At 60.3% G+C, this 21770-nt stretch carries 20 protein-coding genes and 1 other RNA gene; 11 read left to right on the top strand and 10 right to left on the bottom strand.

Annotated features, from left to right (window positions below):
* Positions 1-5: 5 nt before the first annotated feature.
* From ACXHRN_RS23260 to ACXHRN_RS23245, 4 genes are read left to right on the top strand one after another with little or no spacing between them, the layout of a single operon-like run.
* Positions 6-1628: a phytoene desaturase family protein gene (locus ACXHRN_RS23260; protein ID WP_488638654.1), complete on the top strand. Its 1623-nt coding sequence runs from the start codon at positions 6-8 to the stop codon at positions 1626-1628.
* Positions 1615-3126, top strand: a complete 1512-nt coding sequence (locus ACXHRN_RS23255) for a phytoene desaturase family protein (protein WP_488638653.1) — start codon at positions 1615-1617, stop codon at positions 3124-3126. The genes ACXHRN_RS23260 and ACXHRN_RS23255 overlap by 14 nt, the downstream gene beginning before the upstream one ends.
* Positions 3123-4355, top strand: coding sequence for an aminomethyl transferase family protein (locus ACXHRN_RS23250; protein WP_488638652.1), 1233 nt, complete (start codon positions 3123-3125; stop codon positions 4353-4355). Before ACXHRN_RS23255 ends, ACXHRN_RS23250 begins: the two co-directional genes overlap by 4 nt.
* Complete coding sequence (locus tag ACXHRN_RS23245) at positions 4355-4624, top strand: hypothetical protein (RefSeq protein WP_488638651.1); 270 nt, start codon at positions 4355-4357, stop codon at positions 4622-4624. Before ACXHRN_RS23250 ends, ACXHRN_RS23245 begins: the two co-directional genes overlap by 1 nt.
* A gap of 10 nt (positions 4625-4634) precedes the next feature.
* Here the strand turns inward: ACXHRN_RS23245 and ACXHRN_RS23240 are convergent, their stop codons facing one another.
* The 6 genes from ACXHRN_RS23240 to bcoG form a co-directional block, all read right to left on the bottom strand.
* On the bottom strand, positions 4635-5516 hold the full coding sequence (locus ACXHRN_RS23240) for a LysR family transcriptional regulator (RefSeq protein ID WP_488638650.1): 882 nt from the start codon (positions 5514-5516) through the stop codon (positions 4635-4637).
* 399 nt (positions 5517-5915) lie between these two features.
* Entirely contained in the window at positions 5916-6701 is a 786-nt protein-coding gene (locus ACXHRN_RS23235; RefSeq protein ID WP_488638649.1) for a carnitinyl-CoA dehydratase, read from the bottom strand.
* A 251-nt stretch (positions 6702-6952) separates the two neighbouring features.
* Positions 6953-9019: an acetate--CoA ligase family protein gene (locus ACXHRN_RS23230; RefSeq protein WP_488638648.1), complete on the bottom strand. Its 2067-nt coding sequence runs from the start codon at positions 9017-9019 to the stop codon at positions 6953-6955.
* A gap of 268 nt (positions 9020-9287) precedes the next feature.
* On the bottom strand, positions 9288-10448 hold the full coding sequence (locus tag ACXHRN_RS23225) for an acyl-CoA dehydrogenase family protein (protein WP_488638647.1): 1161 nt from the start codon (positions 10446-10448) through the stop codon (positions 9288-9290).
* A 229-nt stretch (positions 10449-10677) separates the two neighbouring features.
* Positions 10678-12168, bottom strand: a complete 1491-nt coding sequence (locus tag ACXHRN_RS23220; protein ID WP_488638646.1) for a carnitine 3-dehydrogenase — start codon at positions 12166-12168, stop codon at positions 10678-10680.
* Positions 12169-12443: 275 nt separating this feature from the next.
* Positions 12444-13346, bottom strand: coding sequence for a 3-dehydrocarnitine:acetyl-CoA trimethylamine transferase BcoG (gene bcoG, locus ACXHRN_RS23215; RefSeq protein ID WP_488638645.1), 903 nt, complete (start codon positions 13344-13346; stop codon positions 12444-12446).
* Between the two features lie 105 nt (positions 13347-13451).
* Between bcoG and ACXHRN_RS23210 the strand changes: the two genes are divergently transcribed.
* The 7 genes from ACXHRN_RS23210 to ACXHRN_RS23180 all read left to right on the top strand — a co-directional run bounded on the left by ACXHRN_RS23210 (position 13452) and on the right by ACXHRN_RS23180 (position 20266).
* Positions 13452-14420 carry a GlxA family transcriptional regulator gene (locus ACXHRN_RS23210; protein ID WP_488638644.1) on the top strand — a complete coding sequence of 323 codons (969 nt, stop codon included), beginning with the start codon at positions 13452-13454 and terminating at the stop codon, positions 14418-14420.
* 173 nt (positions 14421-14593) lie between these two features.
* Positions 14594-16006, top strand: a complete 1413-nt coding sequence (locus ACXHRN_RS23205) for an aminotransferase (RefSeq protein ID WP_488638643.1) — start codon at positions 14594-14596, stop codon at positions 16004-16006.
* 410 nt (positions 16007-16416) lie between these two features.
* Entirely contained in the window at positions 16417-16863 is a 447-nt protein-coding gene (gene ybgC, locus ACXHRN_RS23200; RefSeq protein ID WP_488638642.1) for a tol-pal system-associated acyl-CoA thioesterase, read from the top strand.
* 102 nt (positions 16864-16965) lie between these two features.
* A complete protein-coding gene (locus ACXHRN_RS23195) occupies positions 16966-17196 on the top strand; it encodes a hypothetical protein (protein ID WP_488638641.1) in 231 nt (76 codons plus the stop codon).
* A gap of 134 nt (positions 17197-17330) precedes the next feature.
* Positions 17331-18068 (top strand): carbon-nitrogen hydrolase family protein, encoded by a 738-nt coding sequence (locus ACXHRN_RS23190; protein WP_488638640.1) that lies wholly within the window; start codon positions 17331-17333, stop codon positions 18066-18068.
* Between the two features lie 459 nt (positions 18069-18527).
* On the top strand, positions 18528-19622 hold the full coding sequence (locus ACXHRN_RS23185; protein WP_488638639.1) for a porin: 1095 nt from the start codon (positions 18528-18530) through the stop codon (positions 19620-19622).
* A 164-nt stretch (positions 19623-19786) separates the two neighbouring features.
* Positions 19787-20266 (top strand): DUF2938 domain-containing protein, encoded by a 480-nt coding sequence (locus tag ACXHRN_RS23180; protein ID WP_488638638.1) that lies wholly within the window; start codon positions 19787-19789, stop codon positions 20264-20266.
* A gap of 30 nt (positions 20267-20296) precedes the next feature.
* Here the strand turns inward: ACXHRN_RS23180 and ACXHRN_RS23175 are convergent, their stop codons facing one another.
* From ACXHRN_RS23175 to ACXHRN_RS23160, 4 genes are all read right to left on the bottom strand, one after another.
* On the bottom strand, positions 20297-20668 hold the full coding sequence (locus ACXHRN_RS23175; RefSeq protein WP_488638637.1) for a hypothetical protein: 372 nt from the start codon (positions 20666-20668) through the stop codon (positions 20297-20299).
* Between the two features lie 29 nt (positions 20669-20697).
* A non-coding RNA gene (gene ssrS, locus ACXHRN_RS23170) (6S RNA) lies at positions 20698-20854 on the bottom strand.
* Between the two features lie 62 nt (positions 20855-20916).
* The gene (locus ACXHRN_RS23165) at positions 20917-21291 is read right to left on the bottom strand and encodes a cell division protein ZapA (RefSeq protein WP_488638636.1); all 375 of its coding nucleotides are present in this window, start codon (positions 21289-21291) and stop codon (positions 20917-20919) included.
* Between the two features lie 26 nt (positions 21292-21317).
* Positions 21318-21590 carry a DUF4164 domain-containing protein gene (locus ACXHRN_RS23160; protein WP_488638635.1) on the bottom strand — a complete coding sequence of 91 codons (273 nt, stop codon included), beginning with the start codon at positions 21588-21590 and terminating at the stop codon, positions 21318-21320.
* Positions 21591-21770: the final 180 nt, after the last annotated feature.

The raw sequence follows: 21770 nt of genomic DNA, 5'->3' as shown, positions 1-21770 counted from the left end.
TCGGCATGACGAAATATGATGCAGTGATGATCGGAGGCGGCCATAACGGGCTGGTAGCGGCCTGCTACTTGCAGCGTGCCGGCCTGAATGTGGCGGTGGTCGAAAAGAACGCCTGGGTCGGTGGCGCCGCGACAAGTCGCGTGCTGTCGGACTCCGGCGTTGCCTATTCGAACTGCTCCTATGTCTGCTCGCTGTTCCGGCCGGAGATCATGCGCGATCTCGAATTGCCCAAGCATGGACTGCAGATCGTTGCCTATGAGGGCGGCGCGGTGCTCACCCGCGAGGGCGGCTATCTCGCCTCCTACCGCGATCACGACCAGCATCGCCGCGAATTCGCCCGCTATTCCGCCCGCGACGCCGAAGCCTATGAGCGCTATGCCCGCGATGTGACGCGGCAGTGCCGCTTCATCCAGCCACTGCTGATGCGCACGGCACCCGATCCATTCTCGTTCAAGCCGCGCGATATCTCCGAACTGATGTTCCTCGCCAGGAAGATGGGCGAATTCAGCCCCGACCAGATGGCGCAGACACTGCGCTTCTGGACCATGTCCATTTCGGACTTCCTCGACGAGTATTTCGAAACCGACGTGATCAAGGCCTATCTGGCGATCTCCGGTATCATCGGCACTGCGCTCGGGCCGATGTCGCCCGGCACCGCCTATGTGCTGCTGCACCATTATATGGGCGAGGTCGATGGCTCGGTCGGTGCCTGGGGCTATGCCCGGGGTGGCATGGGCGCGGTGACGCAGGCGCTCGCCTCGTCCTTCAAGGCATCCGGCGGTACGATCCTGACCGACAGTGAGGTTGCCAATGTCATCATCCGCAATGGCAAGGCTGAGGGCGTGGCGCTGGGCAATGGCGACGAGATCCGCGGCGATCTGGTCATCTCCAATGCCGACGTCAAGCGCACCTTCCTGAAGCTCGTCGACGAAAAGGAACTGCCGGAGAAATTCGTTCATCGCGTCAAGCATTTCAAGATGCGCGGATCTTCCGGCAAGGTGAACATCGCCCTCGACGGGCTGCCGGAATTCCCCAACCTCCCGAAGGGTTCGACCGCCATCAAGGGCGACCTGCATTTCACCGATACGGTCGAGCGTATCGAGCGCGGCTATGACGACTGGAAGGCCGGTCGCTGGTCCGCCGATCCATTCCTCGATGCGATGATCCCGACCACGCTCGACCCGACCATGGCCGAGCCGGGCAAGCATTTCATGAGCTGCTTCGTGCAATATTGCCCACCCAAGGTCGAGGGCCGGGATTGGACGGATGCCGACCGCGATGCATTCGCGGAAACCGTCGTCAGCCAGATCGCCGACTATTCGCCGGGCTTCCGCGACCGCATCCTGCATATGGAAGTGCGCACGCCGCGCGAACTCGAAGCTGAAGTCGGCTTGACGGAGGGCAATATCTTCCAGGGCGAACTGACTTTCGACCAGTTGCTGTTCAACCGGCCGGTGCCCGGCTACGCGCAATATCGCAGCCCCGTCGAGGGCCTGTGGATGTGCGGCTCCTCCACCCATCCCGGTGGCGGGGTGATGGGCGCACCGGGCCGCAATGCCGCCGCCGAGATCCTCCGCAGCATGAACAAATCCAATGACCATATGAGCCCCGCCCATGACATCCTTTGACACCATCATCATCGGCGCCGGGCACAACGGGCTGGTCGCCGCGGGCTTTCTCGCCAAGGCGGGCAGGAAGGTGCTCGTGCTGGAAGCTTCCGACAAAGTTGGCGGCGGCCTTGGCCTCTCCCATGTCGTCAATCGCCTGGACCCGCAGGTCGTCTCCGGCCTCGGCCTCGACATGCCATCATTAGCCGGCGAACTATTGCCGACCGTGGTGCTCGATCCCGACAAAGGCCCAGTAATCCTGCGCGGCGGCTACGGCGAAAGCGTTGAAGGCGTCAGCGCTTCCGAAGCGCAGGCCTGGTCAAAAATGCGCGAAAAGCTGCTGCTGCAGGCCTCAGTGCTGAAACGCTTCCTCGGCAGACGCCCGCCGCGTCCGGGCGAACTCGGCTTCAAGGATTTGGCCGATATGGGTTTTGCTGGCCTGAGCCTGATCCGGAGGGGCCGCGACGAGGCGCGTGATTTCGCCCGCATGCTGCTGATGAATGTCGCTGACATCGCAGACGAATATCTCACCGACGATCGCCTCAAGGGCTTGCTCGCCTTCGATGCGACGCTCGGCATCCACCTCGGCCCGCGCTCGCCGACCTCATTGCTCGGGCTTTACTACCGGCTGACGGGCGAAGCGCTGGGGAGATCGGGCGGCCAGTTCATTCCCAGGGGCGGCATGGCCGGATTGGCTTCCGCTTTGCAAAAGGCCGTTGAGAAAGCCGGCGCCGAGATTCGCCTCAATGCGCCAGTGGCAAAGATCGTTTCCGACCGTGGCCGGGCAACGGGTGTGGTGCTGGAAAGTGGTGAGAAGATCGACGCCAATGCGATCGTCTCGGCAATCCATCCTGTCACGACGCTACGCGATCTGACTGCGCCGGGCGAAGTCGACACCCATCTCTCGATGAGCCTTAAACACGTGAGGACCAAGGGCGATGCGGCCCGGCTGACATTGACGCTCGACAAGACGCCGGCATTCAAGGGCGTCAACGCAGCTGATCTCAAGGGTCGTTTGGTTATCGCTCGTGGTGTCCGCCATGTCGAAGATTCGTTCAATCCATCGAAATACGGAGAGTTCTCGCCCGATCCGGTGATGGAAATCACGCTGCCTCACCTGTTCGACACATTGCTGCCGCCGACGCTTTCAGCCGTCGTCCAATATGCGCCCTATGAGCTGAAAGAAGGTTGGGAATCCGGCAAGCCGAAATTCCTCGCTGCCATCATGGCGGTGCTGGAACGCTATGCGCCGGGCATTTCCGCCTCCGTGACCTCGACCGAATTGCTGGTGCCGCCGGATATCGAAGCGCGCTACAATATGCCGGGAGGTCACTGGCACCACGGCGAATTGCAGGTCGACCAGATGCTGCTCAACCGCCCGACCTTTGCAGTCTCGGGTTATGATACGCCGCTCGCCGGGCTTTATCTCGCCAGTGCCGGCAGCCATCCCGGCGGCGGCATTTCCGGCTTGCCGGGCATGAATGCGGCCAGGCATATCCTGTCGAGGAGATCAGCATGAACGAGACGCTCAAACTCTCCCGCAATGCCAGCGCCATGGCCAAGGGCCACATCCTGACGCCGCTGAGCGAATCGCCGTTCCACGCACGACTTGATGTGCTCAACACCAACAATGACTGGTACGCTTGGTCAGGCTACAAGGCGCCGCATTCGCTGTCGGACGAGGAACTCGAATATTTCGCCATCCGCTCGACGGCGGCTCTGTTCGACATCTCGCCGATGACAAAATACCGGATCACGGGTCCGGGTGCCGAAGCCTTCTGCAACCGGCTGACGGTGCGCGATGTCCGCAAGCTCGGCATCAACCGTGTCCACTACACCGCCTGGTGCGACGATCATGGCCATGTGCTGGACGACGGCACGCTGTTTCGCCTTGGCCAGAACGAGTTTCGCCTCTGCTCGCAGGAGCGGCACCTGCCATGGCTGCTCGACAGCGCAGAGGGCTTCGACGTGCGGATATCGGACGAGACCGCCGAGATCGCCGGCCTGGCGCTGCAGGGGCCTGTTTCCTATACGGTGTTGCGCGATGCGGGCTTCGAGGGTGTGGAGAATCTCAAGGTCTTCCAACTGGCAAGCTTTCCGCATGACGGCGGCAGCGTGACGATTTCACGCACAGGCTTTACCGGCGATCTCGGCTACGAATTGTTCTGCCCGCGCGAACTGGCGCTGAGCCTCTGGGACCGGCTCTGGGCGGTGGGCGAAAAGAACCGCATGCGGGCGATCGGCTATGCCGCCCTCAATCACGCCCGCATCGAGGCCGGCTTCATCGTCGCCAATGCCGATTTCGTCACTTCGGAGACCGCGCTCCGCGAAGACCGCCTGCGTATGCCGGACGAGATCGGGCTGGATTGGCTTGTCGATCTGGAAAAGCCGAATTTCAACGGCCGCAATGCCATTGCCAGGGCGCGCGAGAAAAAGACGCTGAAGCATATTCTTGTCGGGCTCGAGGTCGAGGGCAATGTCGCCGGTCCGCTGTCGCTGATCTATCACAACAAGAAGCGCGAAGTCGGTATCGTCACCGCCTCCGCCTGGTCGCCGATCCTCAAGAAGAACATCGCCATCGCCAGCCTGACGCGACCCTATGGCGAGCGGTTCGTCAATGACCTCTGGGTCGAGATCTATGCACTGCGCGAACTCAACTACCAGAAGCTGATGAAGCGGGTAAAAATCGTGCCGCGACCCTTCCTCAAGCTCGACCGACGCGGCGCCAATCCGCCGGGACTGGTGTGATGGACGACGAGGCGCGCCAGAACTGGCAACTGATCCTCACGCCCACCGGCGTCGAGTGGTCAGGCCGCGCGCGCTATGCGGCTGCAATGTATTTCTACCGCGCTGGGGAAATGTCCGCCGAGGTCCTGGAAATCTATCGCATCTGTTCGCGGCTCGACAACGAGGACGCGGTCGATGCGCTCAGGGCGTATAAGATGGGTGGGGAGTGGATTGAGAAGGTGAAGCGGATGCGGGCGGCCTTAGGTGTCTCGGACATACGACGGATGTAAGCAGGTGCACCTAACAGACTCTATCGCCGCTGAACTTCTCGATCAGAAACTCGACAAAGGCGCGCACCTTGGGCGAGCGGTTGCCTCCCGGCGGCATCAGCGCGGTGACAGGAAATGGATCGGCGCTATGTATTTCGGTGAGAATCGGGATGAGATCTCCGCGCTCAATATCCCGCGCCACCAAAAAACGGGCAAGGCGTGCTATCCCTTGTCCCGAGACCGCCATATCACGAACGGCATCGGCATTGTCCGAATTGAAATTACCGGCAATTTCCATTCGATTGATTCCTTCCGGAGTTACAAAAGGCCATAGCCGGAGATGAGCAAATCCGGAAATCGATATGCAATTGTGGTGCGCAAGATCCGCCGGTGTCTTTGGGATGCCAAATTTCTCCAGATAGGCGCGGCTTGCACAAATCACTCTATCTGAAGTTCCAATCTTTCGCGAAAGCAGCATTGAGTCGCCGAGCGGGCCGGTGCGGATAGCGACATCGATTTGTTCGGCCACAAGATCGACCTGTCGTTCGGTGATGCCAAGCTCGATGGCAATTTTCGGATAACGCGCGAGAAAATCAGGCAACACAGGTATCAGGACATGACGACCAAAGGCGGTGCCGACGCTGATTCGCAGATTGCCCGAAGGGGCTTTCGCGGTCCGCATCAGTTCCATTTCGGTGTCTTCTATAGCGTCCAGAATCTCGCGTGCTCTTCGAAGATAAATCTCCCCTTCCGCCGTCAATGAAAGCCGCCGGGTCGTTCTCGTCAACAACATGACGCCGAGCCGATTTTCAAGCCTGCTTACGAGTTTCGAAATCGCGGACGGGGTGAGCACAAGATCCGCGGCAGCCGAAGCAAAGCTGCCTGCCTCCACAATCCGGCAAAAGGCACGCATCTCATGATCGGCAGAACGAATTGGCGTATTCCTGAACTCAGTTCATGAGACTAAGCAGAAATAACAGAATTATCATTCTTGAGAAAGATAATAAACCTTGCCCCATAGAAAATCATGGAGCGAGAAATGAAGAGAGAGAACAGTTTCTTGATCATTCGCGGGCCGGATGGCTATGTCGGCATCCATTATTGCCTGGACAGCGACGGAAGTCAGTCGCACGAACGTGTCGAAGCCAGGGGACGGTGGCAAATGTCGTTTCGGCGGCTTTGGGCACGATTGATAAGCCGCACGATGGGTTTCGTCGTACCCAGAACCACACGCCAATCCGGGCAGCGTGCGACGGCTCCCGGAATTGGCGGAAAAAACCAGTGACTTGCGCCGCTAGTCACGATGGGAAAATTATCTCCCCTTCCACACCGGATCGCGCTTCTCTGCAAATGCGCGTGCACCCTCGAGATTGTCTTCGCTGCCATAGAGCACATCGACGGTTTTCAGCTGCCGGCGGGTGATCTTGTTCATCGTGTCCTGGAACTTGTTGCCCTCGGCCTCGCGCACGACTTCCTTGATCGCGGCATAGACCAGCGGCGGGCCGCTTTCGAGCAGGCGGGCGAGTTCCCAGGCGCGCTCCATCAGCTTGTCCGCTGGCAGGATCTCGTTGACGAAGCCCCAGCGATGCGCCTCGGTTGCATCCAGCCAGCGGCCGGTGAACAGCATGTCCATGGCAATGTGGTAGGGGATGCGCTTCGGCAGCTTGATCGAGGCTGCGTCCGCCACCGTGCCCGAGCGGATTTCCGGCAGCGCGAAAGTCGCATGCTCGGCCGCCAGGATCATGTCGGTCGACAGCGCAATCTCGAGGCCGCCGCCGCAGCAGATGCCGTTGATTGCGGCGATGATCGGCTTGTTGAGATCGCGTAGTTCCTGCATGCCGCCGAAGCCGCCGACGCCGTAGTCACCATCGACAGCATCGCCGGCCGCCGCCGCCTTCAGGTCCCAGCCGGGGCAGAAGAATTTCGGGCCGGCGCCGGTGATGATGGCCACGCGCAGGCTGTCGTCATCGCGGAAATCGGCAAAGATCTTACCCATGATGCGGCTAGTCACCAGATCGATCGCATTGCCCTTCGGCCGGTCGATGGTGACTTCGAGAATACCGCCCTCTCGGCGGGTCTTGATGGGGGTGTCGGTCATTGTTGTGCTCCCTCTAATCTCATTGCGTTGACGAGGTTCACCCCTCACCAACTTCGGCCAGCGGCTCGCTTCGCTCACCCGGCCTTCGTATCCTCTCCCACAAGGGGAGAGGTAACCTGCCGCGTCGCTCTGCCCCAAGCGACGTCGGCGATCGTGGCACCCTACCTCTCCCCTTGTGGGAGAGGATAGCAAATCCGTGAGAGGCGAAGCCGATCACTGGACGCACTTGGTGAGGGTATCGCCCTCGCTGACTACTTCCGCATCCGCACTAGCGCATCCGCAGCCACGACACCTTGGCCCTCCGGAAGCACCATCAGCGGATTAATGTCCAGTTCCTCGATATCCCCAGCCTTGGCGATGACGAAATCCGCAGCCGCCGCAACAGCATCGACCAGCGCTGCCATGTCGCCCTTCGCCTGCCCACGATAGCCGTTCAGGAGCCTGGTAATCTTCAAGCCGTCAATGGCCTTGCGGATGTCGGGCTTCGTGGTAGGCAGCGTGATAACGGCGGAATCGTCCATCAGTTCGACCAGGATGCCGCCCGCGCCGATCGTCAAGACGGGGCCTGCGACCGGATCGCGCAACGCGCCGACAATCAGTTCGGCCACCGGCTTGGCGGCCATCTTCTCGACTAGGAAGCCTTGGGCAACGCCGGCCATCGCCTCGGCCGCTTCAACGACCTCGGCTTCGGTCTTGAGGTTCAGCTTGACTGCGCCGGCTTCCGTCTTGTGGGCAACGCCGGAGCCTTTGAGGGCCACCGGAAATCCGATCGCGCTTGCCGCCTTGGCAGCCTCCTCGGCCGTTGCCGAGAGCTTGCCCGTGGGAACCGGCAGTCCAAACGGCTTTACCGTTTCCTTCGATTCATATTCGCTCAGCGTCACTGCCTCGCCTTCGGACGCTGCGGACTTCAGCAGGGGCGCAGCAGCCGGGGCCGACCACGCCTGATGGATCGCATGCGCGGTTTCTGCGGCGACCAAGGCCTCGTCGATGCCATGGAACGGCACGACACCCGCCTCGATCAGCCGGAACGCCACATCTTCCGGCAGGTTTTCGCCGAGGCTGGCGACGACGCCGGCATTGGCGCCGGTGGCCTTGTGGGCCGCAATGATGGCGTTCACCGTCGTCATCCAGTCGGCGGGATCGCAGCGATCACTGCGCGGGAAATCCAGCACGATCAGGTTGAGCGCATAGTCGCCCTGCATCATCGTCGTAAACGCCGATGTCTGCTTCTCGCCATTGCCCCAGACGAAGGTGTGGTAGTCCAGCGGATTGGAGATCGTCACCATGGCGCCGAGCGTGTCGCGCAGCGGCTGGTATTGCTCCGCTTTCAGGTCGCGAAAACTGACGTTGCGGCCAACGCCGGCATCGGCAATCAGCGATGCCTCGCCGCCGGAGCAGCTCATCGAGGAAATCTCGTTGGTGGCAAGCGGGCCGGCGACATGCAGCAGCTTCAGCGTCTCCATCATCTCGGGCAGCGTGTTGACCTGGCCGATGCCGAGCCGCGCCAGCACCGCCGACGAGACCTTGTGATTGCCGGCCAGCGACGCCGTATGGGAAACGGTCGCTTTCTGCGCCGCTTCCGATTTGCCGACCTTGAGTGCGATTACCGGCTTCTTCAGTTCGCGAGCGCGCTTGCCCAGCAGTTCCAGCGTTTCGATATCGTCGAACCCTTCGATATGCAGGCCGACGGCGGTGACGCGCGGATCTTCGAGCGCTGCCACAGCCAGCGCCGAAAGGCCCGTCTGCGCCTGGTTGCCGGCCGTCATCAGATAGGCCAGCGGCAGGCCGCGCATCTGCATCGAAATGTTGCAGGCGATGTTGGAGCTTTGAGTCAGCACTGCTACGCCGCGTTCGGTGCGGATCATGCCGTGCTGGTCGGGCCACAGCAACGCGCCGTCGAGCATGTTGATGAAGCCGTAGCAGTTGGGGCCGACCACCGCCATGTCGCCGGCGGCCTCGACGAGCTGCGCCTGCAGTTCGTCGCCGTCAGGCAGCTCTTTGATGGCTTCCGAAAAACCGGACGCGTAGCAGATCGCCCCGCCTGCACCCTTGTCGCGAAGCTGGCGCATGATCTCGATGGTCAGGCTGCGGTTGACGCCGACGAAGGCAGCGTCCGGCGCCGCTGGCAGATCGGCGACCGAGCGATAGCACTTGTAGCCGTGCACTTCGTCTTTGGTCGGATGCACCGGCCAGATTTCGCCGGTATAGCCCATCTTCTTGCATTGCTCGACAACGCGCCCGGCTTCCTTGCCGCCGAAAGTGGCGATCGATTTAGGACGGATTAGCCGGCTAAGGGAATTGGGGGAAAGTGTTTTCATGAAATCCTCGTCATTGAAAAGGGGCATTCCCCAAACTGTTTCGGGTGCCGCGTCACCCCTCACCAACTCCGGCCATGCGATCGGCTACGCCTCTCGCGGCCTTCATATCCTCTCCCACAAGGGGAGAGGTAAACTCCTGGCGCCGCTTTTGCCTCACGTGTGGGCACTGATCGTGGCACCCTGCCTCTCCCCTTGTGGGAGAGGATAGCAAGCCCGCGCAAGACCGGAGGTCGAGCGCTTGGGCGCGCTTGGTGAGGGGTGAGCCAAACTACGCCCCAAACGGCCTGAGCAAATCACGGCTGATAATATGCCGCTGGATTTCCGACGTGCCGTCCCAGATGCGCTCGACGCGGGCGTCGCGCCAGAAGCGGGCAAGCGGCAGGTCGTCCATCAGGCCCATGCCGCCATAGATCTGGATCGCCTGGTCGGTCACCCGCGCGAGCATTTCCGAGGCATAGAGTTTGGCCGAGGCGATCTCTCGGTTGGCGGGCAGCTTCTGGTCGAGCCGCCATGCGCCGGCCAGCGTCAGCCAGTCGGCCGCGTCGATCTCGGTGATCATGTCGGCGAGCTTGAAGGATACGCCCTGGTTGGCGCCGATCGGCTTGCCGAACTGCTTGCGCTCGGCGGCATAGGGCACACAGTAATCGAACACGCGGCGCGCGCGGCCGACGCAATTGGCGGCGACCGTCAGACGGGTGCCGTAGAGCCAGTCGTTTGCGAGATCGAAACCCTTGTGAACCTCACCGAGGACCTGCGCCGACGACAGGCGGCAATCGTCGAAATTGAGGATGCAGTTCTGGTAACCGCGATGCGAGACCGAACTATAGCCTTCGCGGATCTCGAAGCCCGGCGTACCACGATCGACCAGGAAGCAGGTAATCAACTTCTTCGGGCCGCGCGGCGTCTCTTCCTCGCCGGTGGCGATGAAGACGATGATGAAATCGGCGATATTGGCATGGCTGATGAAATGCTTGGTGCCATTGACGATCCAGTCCGAACCATCGGGCTTGGCAAAGCACTTCATGCCGCGCACGTCGGAGCCGGCGCCCGGCTCGGTCATGGCGAGCGCATCGAATTTTTCGCCCTTGGTGGCCGGGATCAGGTAGCGTTCGCGCTGTTCGTCGTTGCAACCCATCAGGATGCCGGAGGGGCGGCCGAAGAACACGCCAAGCGCCATCGAAGCGCGGCCGAGTTCGCGCTCGACCAGTGTAAACGTCAGATGGTCGAGACCGGCGCCGCCGACCTCTTCCGGCATGTTGCAGCCGAAGAAGCCGAGCTCCTTGACCTTGCGGGCAATCTCCTGGCCGACTTCGGGGGCTACGAAGCCCTGCTTCTCGACTTCGTCCTCAAGCGGATAAAGCTCTGTTTCGACAAAGCTCCTGACCGTGTTGACGATCATGTCCTGTTCTTCAGTCAATCCGAAATTCATGGAGTGGTCCCTCCCTAGATCCAAGTTGCAGGGCAGCGCGAAGGCCCCCTTCATCCGGCGCATTCGCGCCACCTTCTCCCCGCTGGGGAGAAGAGGGTGGTCGTTGCACCCTCTCAAATATTTGTAGCCCAGCATTTTAGGCGAGGCGGAGGCTGGGAACTCCCTCTTCTCCCCGGCGGGGAGAAGGTGGCGCGAATGCGCCGGATGAGGGGGAGACCCTTGCGTAGACTCAGGCCTTCTTCTGCCCCACAGACCGCCCAGCCGCTTCCGGCAGCGCCAGACCCGCATGCGCGTCGATCAGCGGTTGCAGCTTGGCCATGATGGCAGGCAGCGGCGGTACGGATTTGCCTTCCTTCGAGGATACATGCAGCATCAGGTGTTCGCAGGTCGACAGCAGCGCATTGTCGGAGGCGCGGTAGAGCCACATGAACGTGTGCAGCTTCTTGCCGTCGGTCGGCAGGATCTGCGCCTTGACGTAGAGATCGTCACCGAGCTTGGCTTCCGCCAGCAGGCGCACATGGGTTTCGACCGTGTAGTAGCTGTGGCCGGCCGCGACATAATCGATGTCGACGCCGATCAGCCGCAGCAGCGCATCGGCAGAGTCGGCGAAGCACTGGCTGTAGCGGAACTCGGTCATGTGGCCGTTATAATCGACCCAGGACGGATTGACCTTGATGTCGAGCAGCTTGATCGGCTCGTTGCTCGCCGTGGCTTCCGGCTTAGGCGCATTCTTCCAGAGGTGGGCTTCGAATTCGGCTAGCAGCTTGCCCGAGCCCCAGCCCTGGCCGCCATTCGAACCCTTGAGGGTCTGCATGATACCGACGAGGTTTTCGTCGCGAATGCGCTCGAGTTCGCGGAAACCATAGGCACCCGACTGGGCGTCGGACTGGCTGGCGATCTTGTCGACCAGCTCATCGGTAAGGTCGACGACGTCCATCAGCTTGGTCCACGGCCATGAGAGGCAAGGGCCGAACTGGGCGATGAAGTGGCGCATGCCCGCTTCGCCGCCGGCGATGCGATAGGTCTCGAACATGCCCATCTGCGCCCAGCGCATGCCGAACGAATAGCGGATCACATCGTCAAGCGTTTCGGTGTCGCAGATATCGTCCTTGATCAGCCACAGGCCTTCACGCCAGACGGCTTCGAGCAGGCGATCGCCAACGAAAGCTTCGATTTCCTTCTTTAGGATGACGCCCTTCATGCCGATCGGCGCAAGCTTGGCCTTGGCCTCTTCCAGCGTGGCTGCCGAGGTCTTTTCGCCACCGACCAGCTCGGCGAGCGGCAGCAGGTAGACCGGGTTATAGGGGTGAGCGACGAACATCCGTTCCGGATGCTTCATGTCGCGCTGCAATTCGGTCGGCATGATGCCCGAGGTCGAGGAGCCGATCAGCGCCTTGGGATCGGCCGCCGCGTCGATCTGCGTCAGCACGCCGCGCTTGAGGTCGACCCGTTCCGGCACGCTTTCCTGGATCCAGTCGGCGCCGGCAACGGCTTCCTCGATGGTCTTGCAGAAGGTGAGCTTGCCTTTCGGGGGCAGCGGTGCTGATGTCAGCAGGCCATAGGCGCGCTCGGCATTGGCCATCACTTCGCCGATAATGCGCTGGGCCTCCGGATGCGGATCGAACATCGTCGTGTCGATACCCGCCAGCACGAACCGCGCTGCCCAGGCCCCGCCGATAACGCCACCGCCGATGCAGGCTGCCTTGTTGATTTTGGTCATTGTTCCGCTTTCGATAATGAATCCATGAACCTGTCTTGGGCGTGGGCTTGACCCCTCACCAACTTCGGCCAAGGGCTTGCTGCGCTTGCCCGGCCTTCGTATCTTCTCCCACAAGGGGAGAGGTAAACTCGTAGCAACTGCCTCGCTTCACAGTAGGCTCGTATTTGTGGCACCCTGCCTCTCCCCTTGTGGGAGAGGATAGCAAGCCCGCATGAGACGAAGTCGAATGCCTGGGCGCGCTTGGTGAGGGGTGCCGTCCCGATCGAAAGCGCTGGTTACCGCTTCTGCAGCTTCAGCTTCTTGCGCACTTCAGCGGGGCCGATGATCTTGGCGCCCATGCCTTCGATGACGCCGACGGCCTTTTCGACCAGCTGCGCATTGGTGGCAAATTCGCCCTTGCCGATGTAGAGATTGTCTTCGAGGCCGACGCGGACATTGCCGCCGGCGAGGATGGAGGCGGCCGGATAGGCCATCGCATTGCGGCCGATCGAGAACGCCGAGAACGTCCAGCTGGCGGGCACGTTGTTGACCATCGCCATGAAGGTGTTGAGGTCGTCGGGTGCGCCCCACGGAATGCCCATGCAGAGCTGGATCAGCACAGGGTCTTCGATCAGGCCTTCCTCGACCAGCTGCTTGGCAAACCACAGGTGGCCGGTGTCGAAGGCTTCGATTTCCGGGCGGACGCCGAGATCGGTCATCATCTTGGCCATGGCGCGCAGCATCGACGGCGTGTTGGTCATGACGTAGTCGCCGAGCGAGAAGTTCATCGTGCCGCAGTCAAGCGTGCAGATTTCCGGCAGGCATTCGGCGACGTGGGAGACGCGTTCGGTGGCGCCCGCCATGTCGGTGCCGATCTCCTTGAGCGGCAGGGGACGCTCGACATCGCCGAAAATCATGTCGCCGCCCATGCCGGCCGTCAAGTTCAGCACGACGTCGACGTCGGAGGCGCGGATGAGGTCGGTGAGTTCCTTGTAGAGATCGTTGCGGCGCGACGGCGCACCGGTTTCCGGGTCACGTACGTGGCAATGGACGACGGCGGCGCCAGCGCGGGCGGCGTCGATGGCCGATGCGGCGATTTCCTTCGGCGAGCGCGGCACGTGGCGCGACTTGCCGGCGGTATCACCGGAGCCGGTGACGGCGGCAGTGATGAAAACGTCTCGATTCATATTCAATGGCATGGATGGCCTCCCTCGGAGTTGTTGGCGCAATTAAGTTTGAGCCGCGCTTGCTTTGCTTTGCATTATCGGCAATATTCTATACATAATCGGAAATCGGATCCCTTGATGTTTGCTGCGCCGCACCAGCCGATCGAGTTCGACATCCTGGCTTTTCCCGAAACGACCGTGATCCTGCTGGCGGCGGTGATCGAGCCGTTGCGCGCTGCAAACCGCATTTCAGGCGAGACACTGTACAAATGGCGACTGTTGAGTCCCGACGGAAACCCGGTAGAAACCACGGCCGGCATCAACATCCCCGTCGACGGCGCGTTTCGGCCCGGCAAGGACGAGCAGCCACTGTTTATTGTCTCGAGCTACAACTGGCGGCGCAACAATACGCCCCAGATGAAGATGGCGCTATCGCAGACCGCACGCTATCGCTCGATGATCTCTGGTGTCGAATCCGGCACGTGGCTGATGGCGGAGGCCAGCCTGCTCGACAATCACCAGGTCACCGTCCACTGGGAAGACGTGGAGGATTTCACCGGCCGCTATCCGCAGATCAATATCGTCAAGGAGCGCTATGTCATCGACCGCAAGCGCATGACGACGGGCGGCGCGCTGCCGACGCTCGACATGATGCTGGAGATCATTCGCCGGCGGCAGGGTTATTCCATGGCGCTCGAAGTATCGCGCTCCTTCCTCTACGAGCGTGACGGGGGAGGGCGGGACCTGTTGCCGGCCCGGGTCGGCGAACTCGGCGTCATGGATGCGCGGCTGAACGCCGCATTGCGGCTGATGGAGGAGACCGTCGATCAGCCCTTCGCACTGGAAAAGCTGGCACGGCGAACGGGTATCAGCGCCCGTCACCTGCAGACCCTGTTTCACCAGTCCTTTGGTGTTTCTCCGCACGTGCATTACCTGGCGCTGCGGCTCAATGCCGCCCGCAAGAAGGTGATCGAAACGCAAGCCTCCTTTGCAGACATTGCCGCGGCTACCGGCTTCAATTCGGCATCGGCTTTCTCCCGCTCCTATCGCGCGCAGTTCAGCGAAAGCCCGTCCGATACCCGCAAGCGCCTGCCGCGCGCGGGCTGACACGACCCCTTCGAGAAAAGAAAATCTGGGGTACTGGCTGCAGAATCTGCATTGCCTATTTCGGGCACTTCTGCGATATTGACTGAACGCACAGTCAATTTAAAAGCAATAAAGACATTAAAAACAGATTGTTGTGCGAAAACGTCAAAAACGGGAACTGACAGGAGCAGATCATGGCGGCGAAGCGGGAAGAGATGGAATTCGATGGCGAGGCTGTGCATGCCGTCGAGGCAATCGCTGAAAAGCACCTCGTGCAGCCGTGGCCAGTGTCGGAAACCATCGGCGCCGAAGCCCGCGGTTTCATTGAGAGCGGTGATGGCATCTATGTCACCGACGCCCAGGGCCGCCAGCTCATCGATGGACCCGCCGGCATGTGGTGCGTCAATGTCGGCCACCGCAATAAGGAACTCTCCCAGGTCATGTATGATCAGGCGATGGCGCTCTCCTACAATTCGCCGTGGTACACGACCAACGAACCTTCAGCATTGCTCGCCGAGCGCATCGCAGATCATGCGCCGGAAGGCCTCAACCACGTCTTCTACACGACAGGCGGCTCGTCAGCGGTCGAGACGGCGCTGCGTTTCATGCAGTTCTACAACAATGTCCGTGGTCGCCCGGAAAAGAAGCTGATTGTCAGCCGCGAAGGCGCCTATCACGGCTCGACCTATCTCGCCGCCTCGATGAACGGCCGCCCGCGCGACCACGACTGGATGGATAGCGCCAGGGAACAGGTCATCAAGCTTTCGAGCCCCAATCCGTTCCGCCGACCCAAGGGCATGACGCTCGAGGCCTACGCGGATTTCCTCATCGAGGAATTCCGCGCCGCCGTCGAAAAGGTTGGCCCGGAACGCATCGGCGCCTTCATCGGCGAACCGGTCATGGCGTCGGGTGGCGTGATCGTGCCGCCGCCGGGCTATCTCGAGCGCATGCGGGCGCTGTGCACCGAGTATGACATCCTCTATATCTCGGATGAGGTCGTCACGGCATTCGGCCGGCTTGGCCACGTGTTTGCGTCGAAGGATGTGTTCGGCATCGAGCCCGACATGATCACCTTCGCCAAGGGCGTCACCTCGGGCTATTTTCCGCTCGGTGGGGTGATGATCCGGTCAAGCCTGTTCGAGGACCTGCGCCATTCCAACCATTCCGATGCGATGTTTGCCCATGGCCTGACCTATTCCAGCCATCCGATCGGCTGCGCGGTGGCGCTGAAGAATCTCGATATCCTCGAGGATGGCCTACTGGAAGAAACCCGCGCCATCTCGACACATTTCCAGTCGCGGCTGAAGGCGCTGGAAGCGCTGCCACTGGTGGGCGAAGTACGCGGCCTCGGCCTGATGGCCGGTATCGAATGCGTCGCTGACCACGAGAGCAACAATCCGTTGACGCTTGATCTCGAAGTGGGAAAACGCATCGACAGGCACTGCCAGGAACTCGGCCTGCTCGTGCGGCCGCTGATCAACATGTGCGTCATGAGCCCACCACTGACCATCAATCGCGCCCAGATCGATACGATGGCCGATATCCTCCACAAGAGCATCGTCATGACCCAGGACGAGTTGGTACGCGAGGGATTGTGGAAGGGGTAAGGGTTTGAATTGACGGGTTGGGGCCGCCCCCGCTCTTGCGATTTCTAACACTTAAGCTTTGCGAGAAACGTCACATTCGCCGAGCTGTTTCTGGACGCAAAGCTTAAGAGTTGAAATCGCTTTCTCGCCCGCCGGGGGCGAGATAAACCAGATGCGCCGTCGCATCACGATCTCAACGTTCAATTTGGGCAAGGCGGGTACCGCAGGCTCCTATCTCGCCCCTGGCGGGCGAGAAAGCAAAATCAGCTGTTAGCGATTGCGTCTGGGAACGTGCCCCTGGATGCTACGGCGCGCGCAATCGCTAACTGCAAGATTTTGCCAGAGCGGGGGTCTGTATCCCGCTCAATCTGTCTGGCAGGTTGGATATGAAAACTGTATGAGCGAGCGTCCATCTTTCACGAGACCTGCTTATGTCCCAGCTACAAGTCCCCCTTTCCGGCACTCTGACCGCCGAAGGCCACATCCTCACCCAGCGCGTCTACTATGAAGACACGGATTTCTCCGGCGTGGTCTACCACGCCCGCTACTTGCATTTCCTCGAGCGCGGACGCACGGACTTCCTGCGTTGCCTCGGGATAGAGCAGGCCAAGATGGCGGCGGGCGACGAAAGCCTGGTGTTCGTGGTTCACCGCATGGAGATCGATTTCAAGAGCCCGGCACGCATGGATGATATCCTCACCATCCGCACGTCAACCGAAAAGGCGGCCGGCGCCAAGCTCATCCTCGACCAGGAAATCCGCCGCGACGGCACGTTGCTGATTGCGGCCCGTGTGATCGTTGCCGTCATCAACCCGCGTGGCCGACCGCAGCGTCTGCCGGCGGCCCTGACCGAAAAGTTCAGCCATCCCTTGGGCTGAAGGCGCTGTTCCTTTCGTAACAGCCGCTGGAATTCCTTCATGCGAAAACTGTTTTAACAAGCGGATTGCCGCTCGACAAAACAGGGATGAAGGAACAGTTCAATGCGTATCGTGACAACAGCCGCACTTGCCGGAACCGTGATCGCATTGATTGCTCTGGCGCCGGCCGTGGCGAGTTCGATCCAGCCGCGCATCGAGAAGACCGGCCGCGTGACCCTTGTCGATACCGGCTGGCGCGCCGATTCAATGGCCTCCGGCTGTGTGCTGAAGCGGGTCTGGAAAGTTGATTACAGCGGCAATCCCTATCTGAAGAAAGTACGCGTCTGCGCCTAACCCCGTTCAACAACGGCGCAGATTGCCCCGAAGCCCGGTCCGCTGCCCTGCCGGACCGGGCTTCCCCTATTGCTATGTCACGTATCGGTTCGGCGCGATTGACCCGGCATGCCGAAGCAGAGCACACATTCTGGATGGTACATGTCAGAATCGCAGCGGCACAGACCGAGGAATTTCGGGAAAATATCGGGGCGGCACTGGCTTGCGTTGCCGACATCTTTGCGCGTGCCGATGCGCAAGGGGCGTCGCTGCTATGCTTTCCGGAAGGCTTCCTCCAGGGCTATCTTACCGACGAGATACCGGCGCGGCGCAACGCTTTCGATCTCAGTTCCCCCGCATTCGAAGAGGTGCTGAACCGGTTTCCCAAGAGCGGCCCGATGATTGTCATGGGGCTGATCGAGGTGGAGGAGGGGCGATTGTTCAACACGGCGATCGTGGTCCATCATGGCGTCCTGATCGGTCGCTATCGTAAGGCGCACCTGCTCAAGGGCGAGAGAATATTCGATCCCGGCTCCGATACTCCAGTCTTCGAGATCGCCGGCCTGCGCTTCGGAATCAACATCTGCTACGACACAAATTTTCCCGAGGCGGCGCGGATGCTCGCAGAGCGTGGTGCGTCCCTGATCGTCTGCCCCGCCAACAATATGAGCCGCCGCCAGACGGCGGAGGCGCTCAGGGACACGCACAATTCCGTCCGGGGTGACCGGTGTCGTGAAACAGGACTGTGGCTCGTCTCGTCCGATGTCACGGGCGAGCGCGACGGTCGGATCTCGTGGGGTCCAACAGCTGTCCTCAACCCGGCCGGCGAGGTCGTGGCCCAACTGCCATTGGAAAAACCCGGCCTGCTGGTTTTCGATATTCCCGTCCCCTAGAATTGCGATTGACGCATTTCAGCCATTGCGTCGGCCGGCCGCAGCGTCTGCCGGCGGCGCTGACGGAAAAGAGTTCGATCCAGCCGCGTATCGAGAAGACCGGCCGCGTCACCCCTTATCGACACTGGCGGACCGAGCTTCCCCTTTTTGGGCGAGATGTGCGACATAAAGTCCACCGTGGTCTTGTAATTTTCAACCACGATACACACGTTCGATGTGGGGGAGAGTGGCATTTTAGTTATTATATATATAATGTGTTATTTATACAACGCGGCACCTTTGACAGCCCGCTACACACCGGAATTTGCTCCGCTTTTCAATTGTTCACGATTTCATGAAATGTTAGACGGGCGATCGAGGTCGACGCTTGCGATCTCTTACGCGCAAGGAACCGGACAGGGCAGTCGCATCGCGGCAAAGCCCGGCTCCTGACAGAATATTTCTACTGGAGATCAACAGATGAATATCAAGAGCCTTCTTCTTGGCTCCGCGGCTGCGTTTGCAGTCGTTTCCGGGGCTCACGCTGCGGATGCGGTCGTTGCGGCCGAGCCGGAACCGATGGAATATGTTAAGGTCTGCGACGCCTACGGCACCGGCTTCTTCTACATTCCCGGTACAGAGACCTGCCTGAAAGTAGGCGGCGAGCTGCGCTACGAAAAGCGTTTCTCCAAGACCGGCGACCAGAACACTCAGTACGACAACCATGGCCGCATCAAACTGGACGTCGAAGCCAAGAACGACTCCGAATGGGGTACGGTTTACTCCTGGATCCGCGTCCAGGGCGACCAGGTCAACAACGGCAGTGCGATTGACGGCTCGGGCGCTGCCGACACTCTGAAGTGGTACTACATCTTCGGCATCGGCGGTCTCGAATTCGGTAACTACGATAGCCTTTGGGCCAAGTTCCTGGGCGAGGGCGGTTTCACCGATGATGGCGGCATCCACACGACTGACTGGAACTATCCTGACTCGCGTCAATATGTCAGCTATACGGCCGACTTCGGTGCCATCAAGGCTTTCATCTCGCTCGATAACGACGCTGATGAATACAATCAGGTGACACGCGACCCGATCACCGGCAAGATCATCTATCGTGGTGAAGACCACAGTGGTGGTCTGTCCAAGCCTGATCGTGGCAACCAGTATATGCCTGACGTCTCTGCCGGTGCTATCGGCACTTTCGGCAACTGGCAGGTTGGTGGCAACGCTGCCTACGATGAGTCGGATGAGTCAGTCGCGCTTAAGGGCGTCGTTGCAGGCAGCTTCGGTATGTTCGGCGTTCGCTTCATGCCGTTGTGGTCCAGCAGCGACCAAAACATCTACTTCGACTACGACGGCTTCAGCGCGATTCTGGGCCTCCAGGCCAAGGTCGCCGATAGCATCACGCTGTCGAAGGATATCCAGTGGTGGGATGATGGTTCCTGGCGCCTGGTTGGTGATGTCAACTGGGAAGTTGCTTCTGGCTTCTCCGTCCTGGTTGAAGGCATCTACTACAACCCGGACAAGGGACCGGACACCAAGAGCGGCTTCCTCCGCTTCCAGCGTTCGTTCTGATCTTGGCGATTTGACAAGGGGAAGGCCCGGTTTCCGGGCCCTCCCTTACTCCGGCGCGCCTTCGCGTATCTCTGGACTATTTCATGTCATCGGCAACGCACGTATTGCGTCGGCCGGCGAGGAATGGTTTCTATGAGCCATTCCCTCCTCATTGGATTCCATACATGTTCGATTTGATCTGGCCCGGCGTCGTCATCGGTATTGGCGCAACCATTCTCATGGATATCTGGGCCGTCGTGCTCTGGAAGGCGTTCGGCCAGGGCGCCCCCAATTGGGCGCCGGTCGGCCGCTGGTGCTGGCATCTGCAATCGGGAAAAGTCTTCCACGACGATATCGGCAAGGCTGCACCCTATGCCAATGAGCAGGCGCTCGGCTGGATCTTCCATTACCTCATCGGCATCATCTATGGTGTGGTGCTGGTGCTGTTCATGGGCTCGGGCTGGCTGGCTGCCCCGACTTTCCTGCCGGCCTGGATCTGGGGTATCGTCACCGTGGCCGGCGGCTGGTTCCTGCTGCAGCCGGGCCTCGGCATCGGCTGGGCGGCCGCCAAGACGCCGAACCCGAACAAGGTTCGCGCCATGAACCTCGTCGGCCACACGGTCTTCGCGCTCGGCCTGTGGGGCACGGCGCTTCTGATCCGGTAGGCACCATGCTGCTCGGTTGGGGTCGATGATCTAGTTCTTGTCGAATTTGGGATCTAGGTATCGGTCTACGATCTCGTCCCAAAACATAAAGCGATTGTTCCTCACGAGTTCCGCATTGAAGCTTTCCGGCGCTAGCACGCAGAACCCGGATTTGAAGTATATGATCGATCCCCAGAATGAGACATTGCATGCCAGAAGCATGAAGAATGCGATCAGATATGCGTAGTATATGGCCTGCTGTTGCGGTCCATAATTATCGCGGATGAAATGCATTGCATGCTGTAGATGGTCTTCAACGCCAAATGCGCTCATCGCCAGACCAATTGCGAAATAAGATCCGAGCAAAATAGTTGGTGGATAAAGCCATAGTTTGAATAGGAAGACGCTGGTTTTCTTCTTCATGCGTCAAATTTCTAGAAAAGGGAGAAAAGTTGCGATCCATAACAGCCGATGGATGGTTCGATCCCTGGTGCCTACAAAGTAGGTGGGTGCCGTGTACCCCAGCCCACGGGCCAGGACAGGGACAGCTCCCATTAGATCGAGTATGGCCCTGGGAAAATATTATCCTGTCGAGAGGCACAGACCGCGCTGTCTATATAGTTTGAATCCGGGGGAAACAAAAGGCCCAAGCCGAAACAATCGCGTCTATCCTAAGATGCGCTGTCCTGCGGGCTGTTGAGCTTGGTGGAGATCGCCTTCACCTGGGTGGCGAGTTCCGACAGCATCGTCGCGACAAGCTCGTCGCCCTTTTCGGCCACCGCCGCCATGCCGTCGCGGCTCTTGCGGATGCCGTCGAGTTCGGCTTCCAGCGCCGATGTCTTGCGATTGGCTTCCGACAGCTCGTCCATCACCATGATGGCGGCCATGACTGTCAGGCGCAGGTCGCCGATCTCGCCGAACTGGCTCTTGAGGTGGCCGACATAGCGGTCGAAATTGGCAGCCAGACCTTCGAGATGCGGCTCCTGACCTTCTTCGCATGCCATGCGATAGGCCTTGCCGTCGATCGTTACTGTTACCTGCGCCATACTGTTACTCGTTCACTTGATAGAGATCAGCGGTCCAAAACCGCACGAATGGTTTCCATGGCCGTCACGAGCCGCCGCGACACCTCGCGGTTGACTTCCTCGAGGCGGTTGGCTCGGAACTCCGACTGGTCGAGTTCGTGCGCCAGCCGCTGCCGGTCGGTGTGAACCCGCCTGACTTCGCCTTCCAGTTCGGCGGAATCGCGCTCTCGCTCGAAGCGCATGTCGATTGCGCGGTCGAGCTCGCCAAGCGCTTGGCGAAGTTCGTCGATTGCTGTCCTGACTGCGGCCCCTGCTGGCATTGTCCCTATCGTCGCAATGCAGACGAATCGATCCCGGTCGCCTGCGTGATGTTCACCTCGATAGTATGGGAAGCATTTGCCTTCCGTCAATCAATCAAAAGGCCGCAAAATCAGGCAATTCTGTGGAATACTTTAGATTCTGCATTGCCCTTTCGAAAATGCCGGTTGCAGCGAGTGCCT

This window comes from Shinella sp. OV683 (assembly GCF_057787725.1).
The sequence above is the reverse complement of the archived record's forward strand: the minus strand, read 5'-3'. Positions and strand labels throughout refer to the sequence as shown.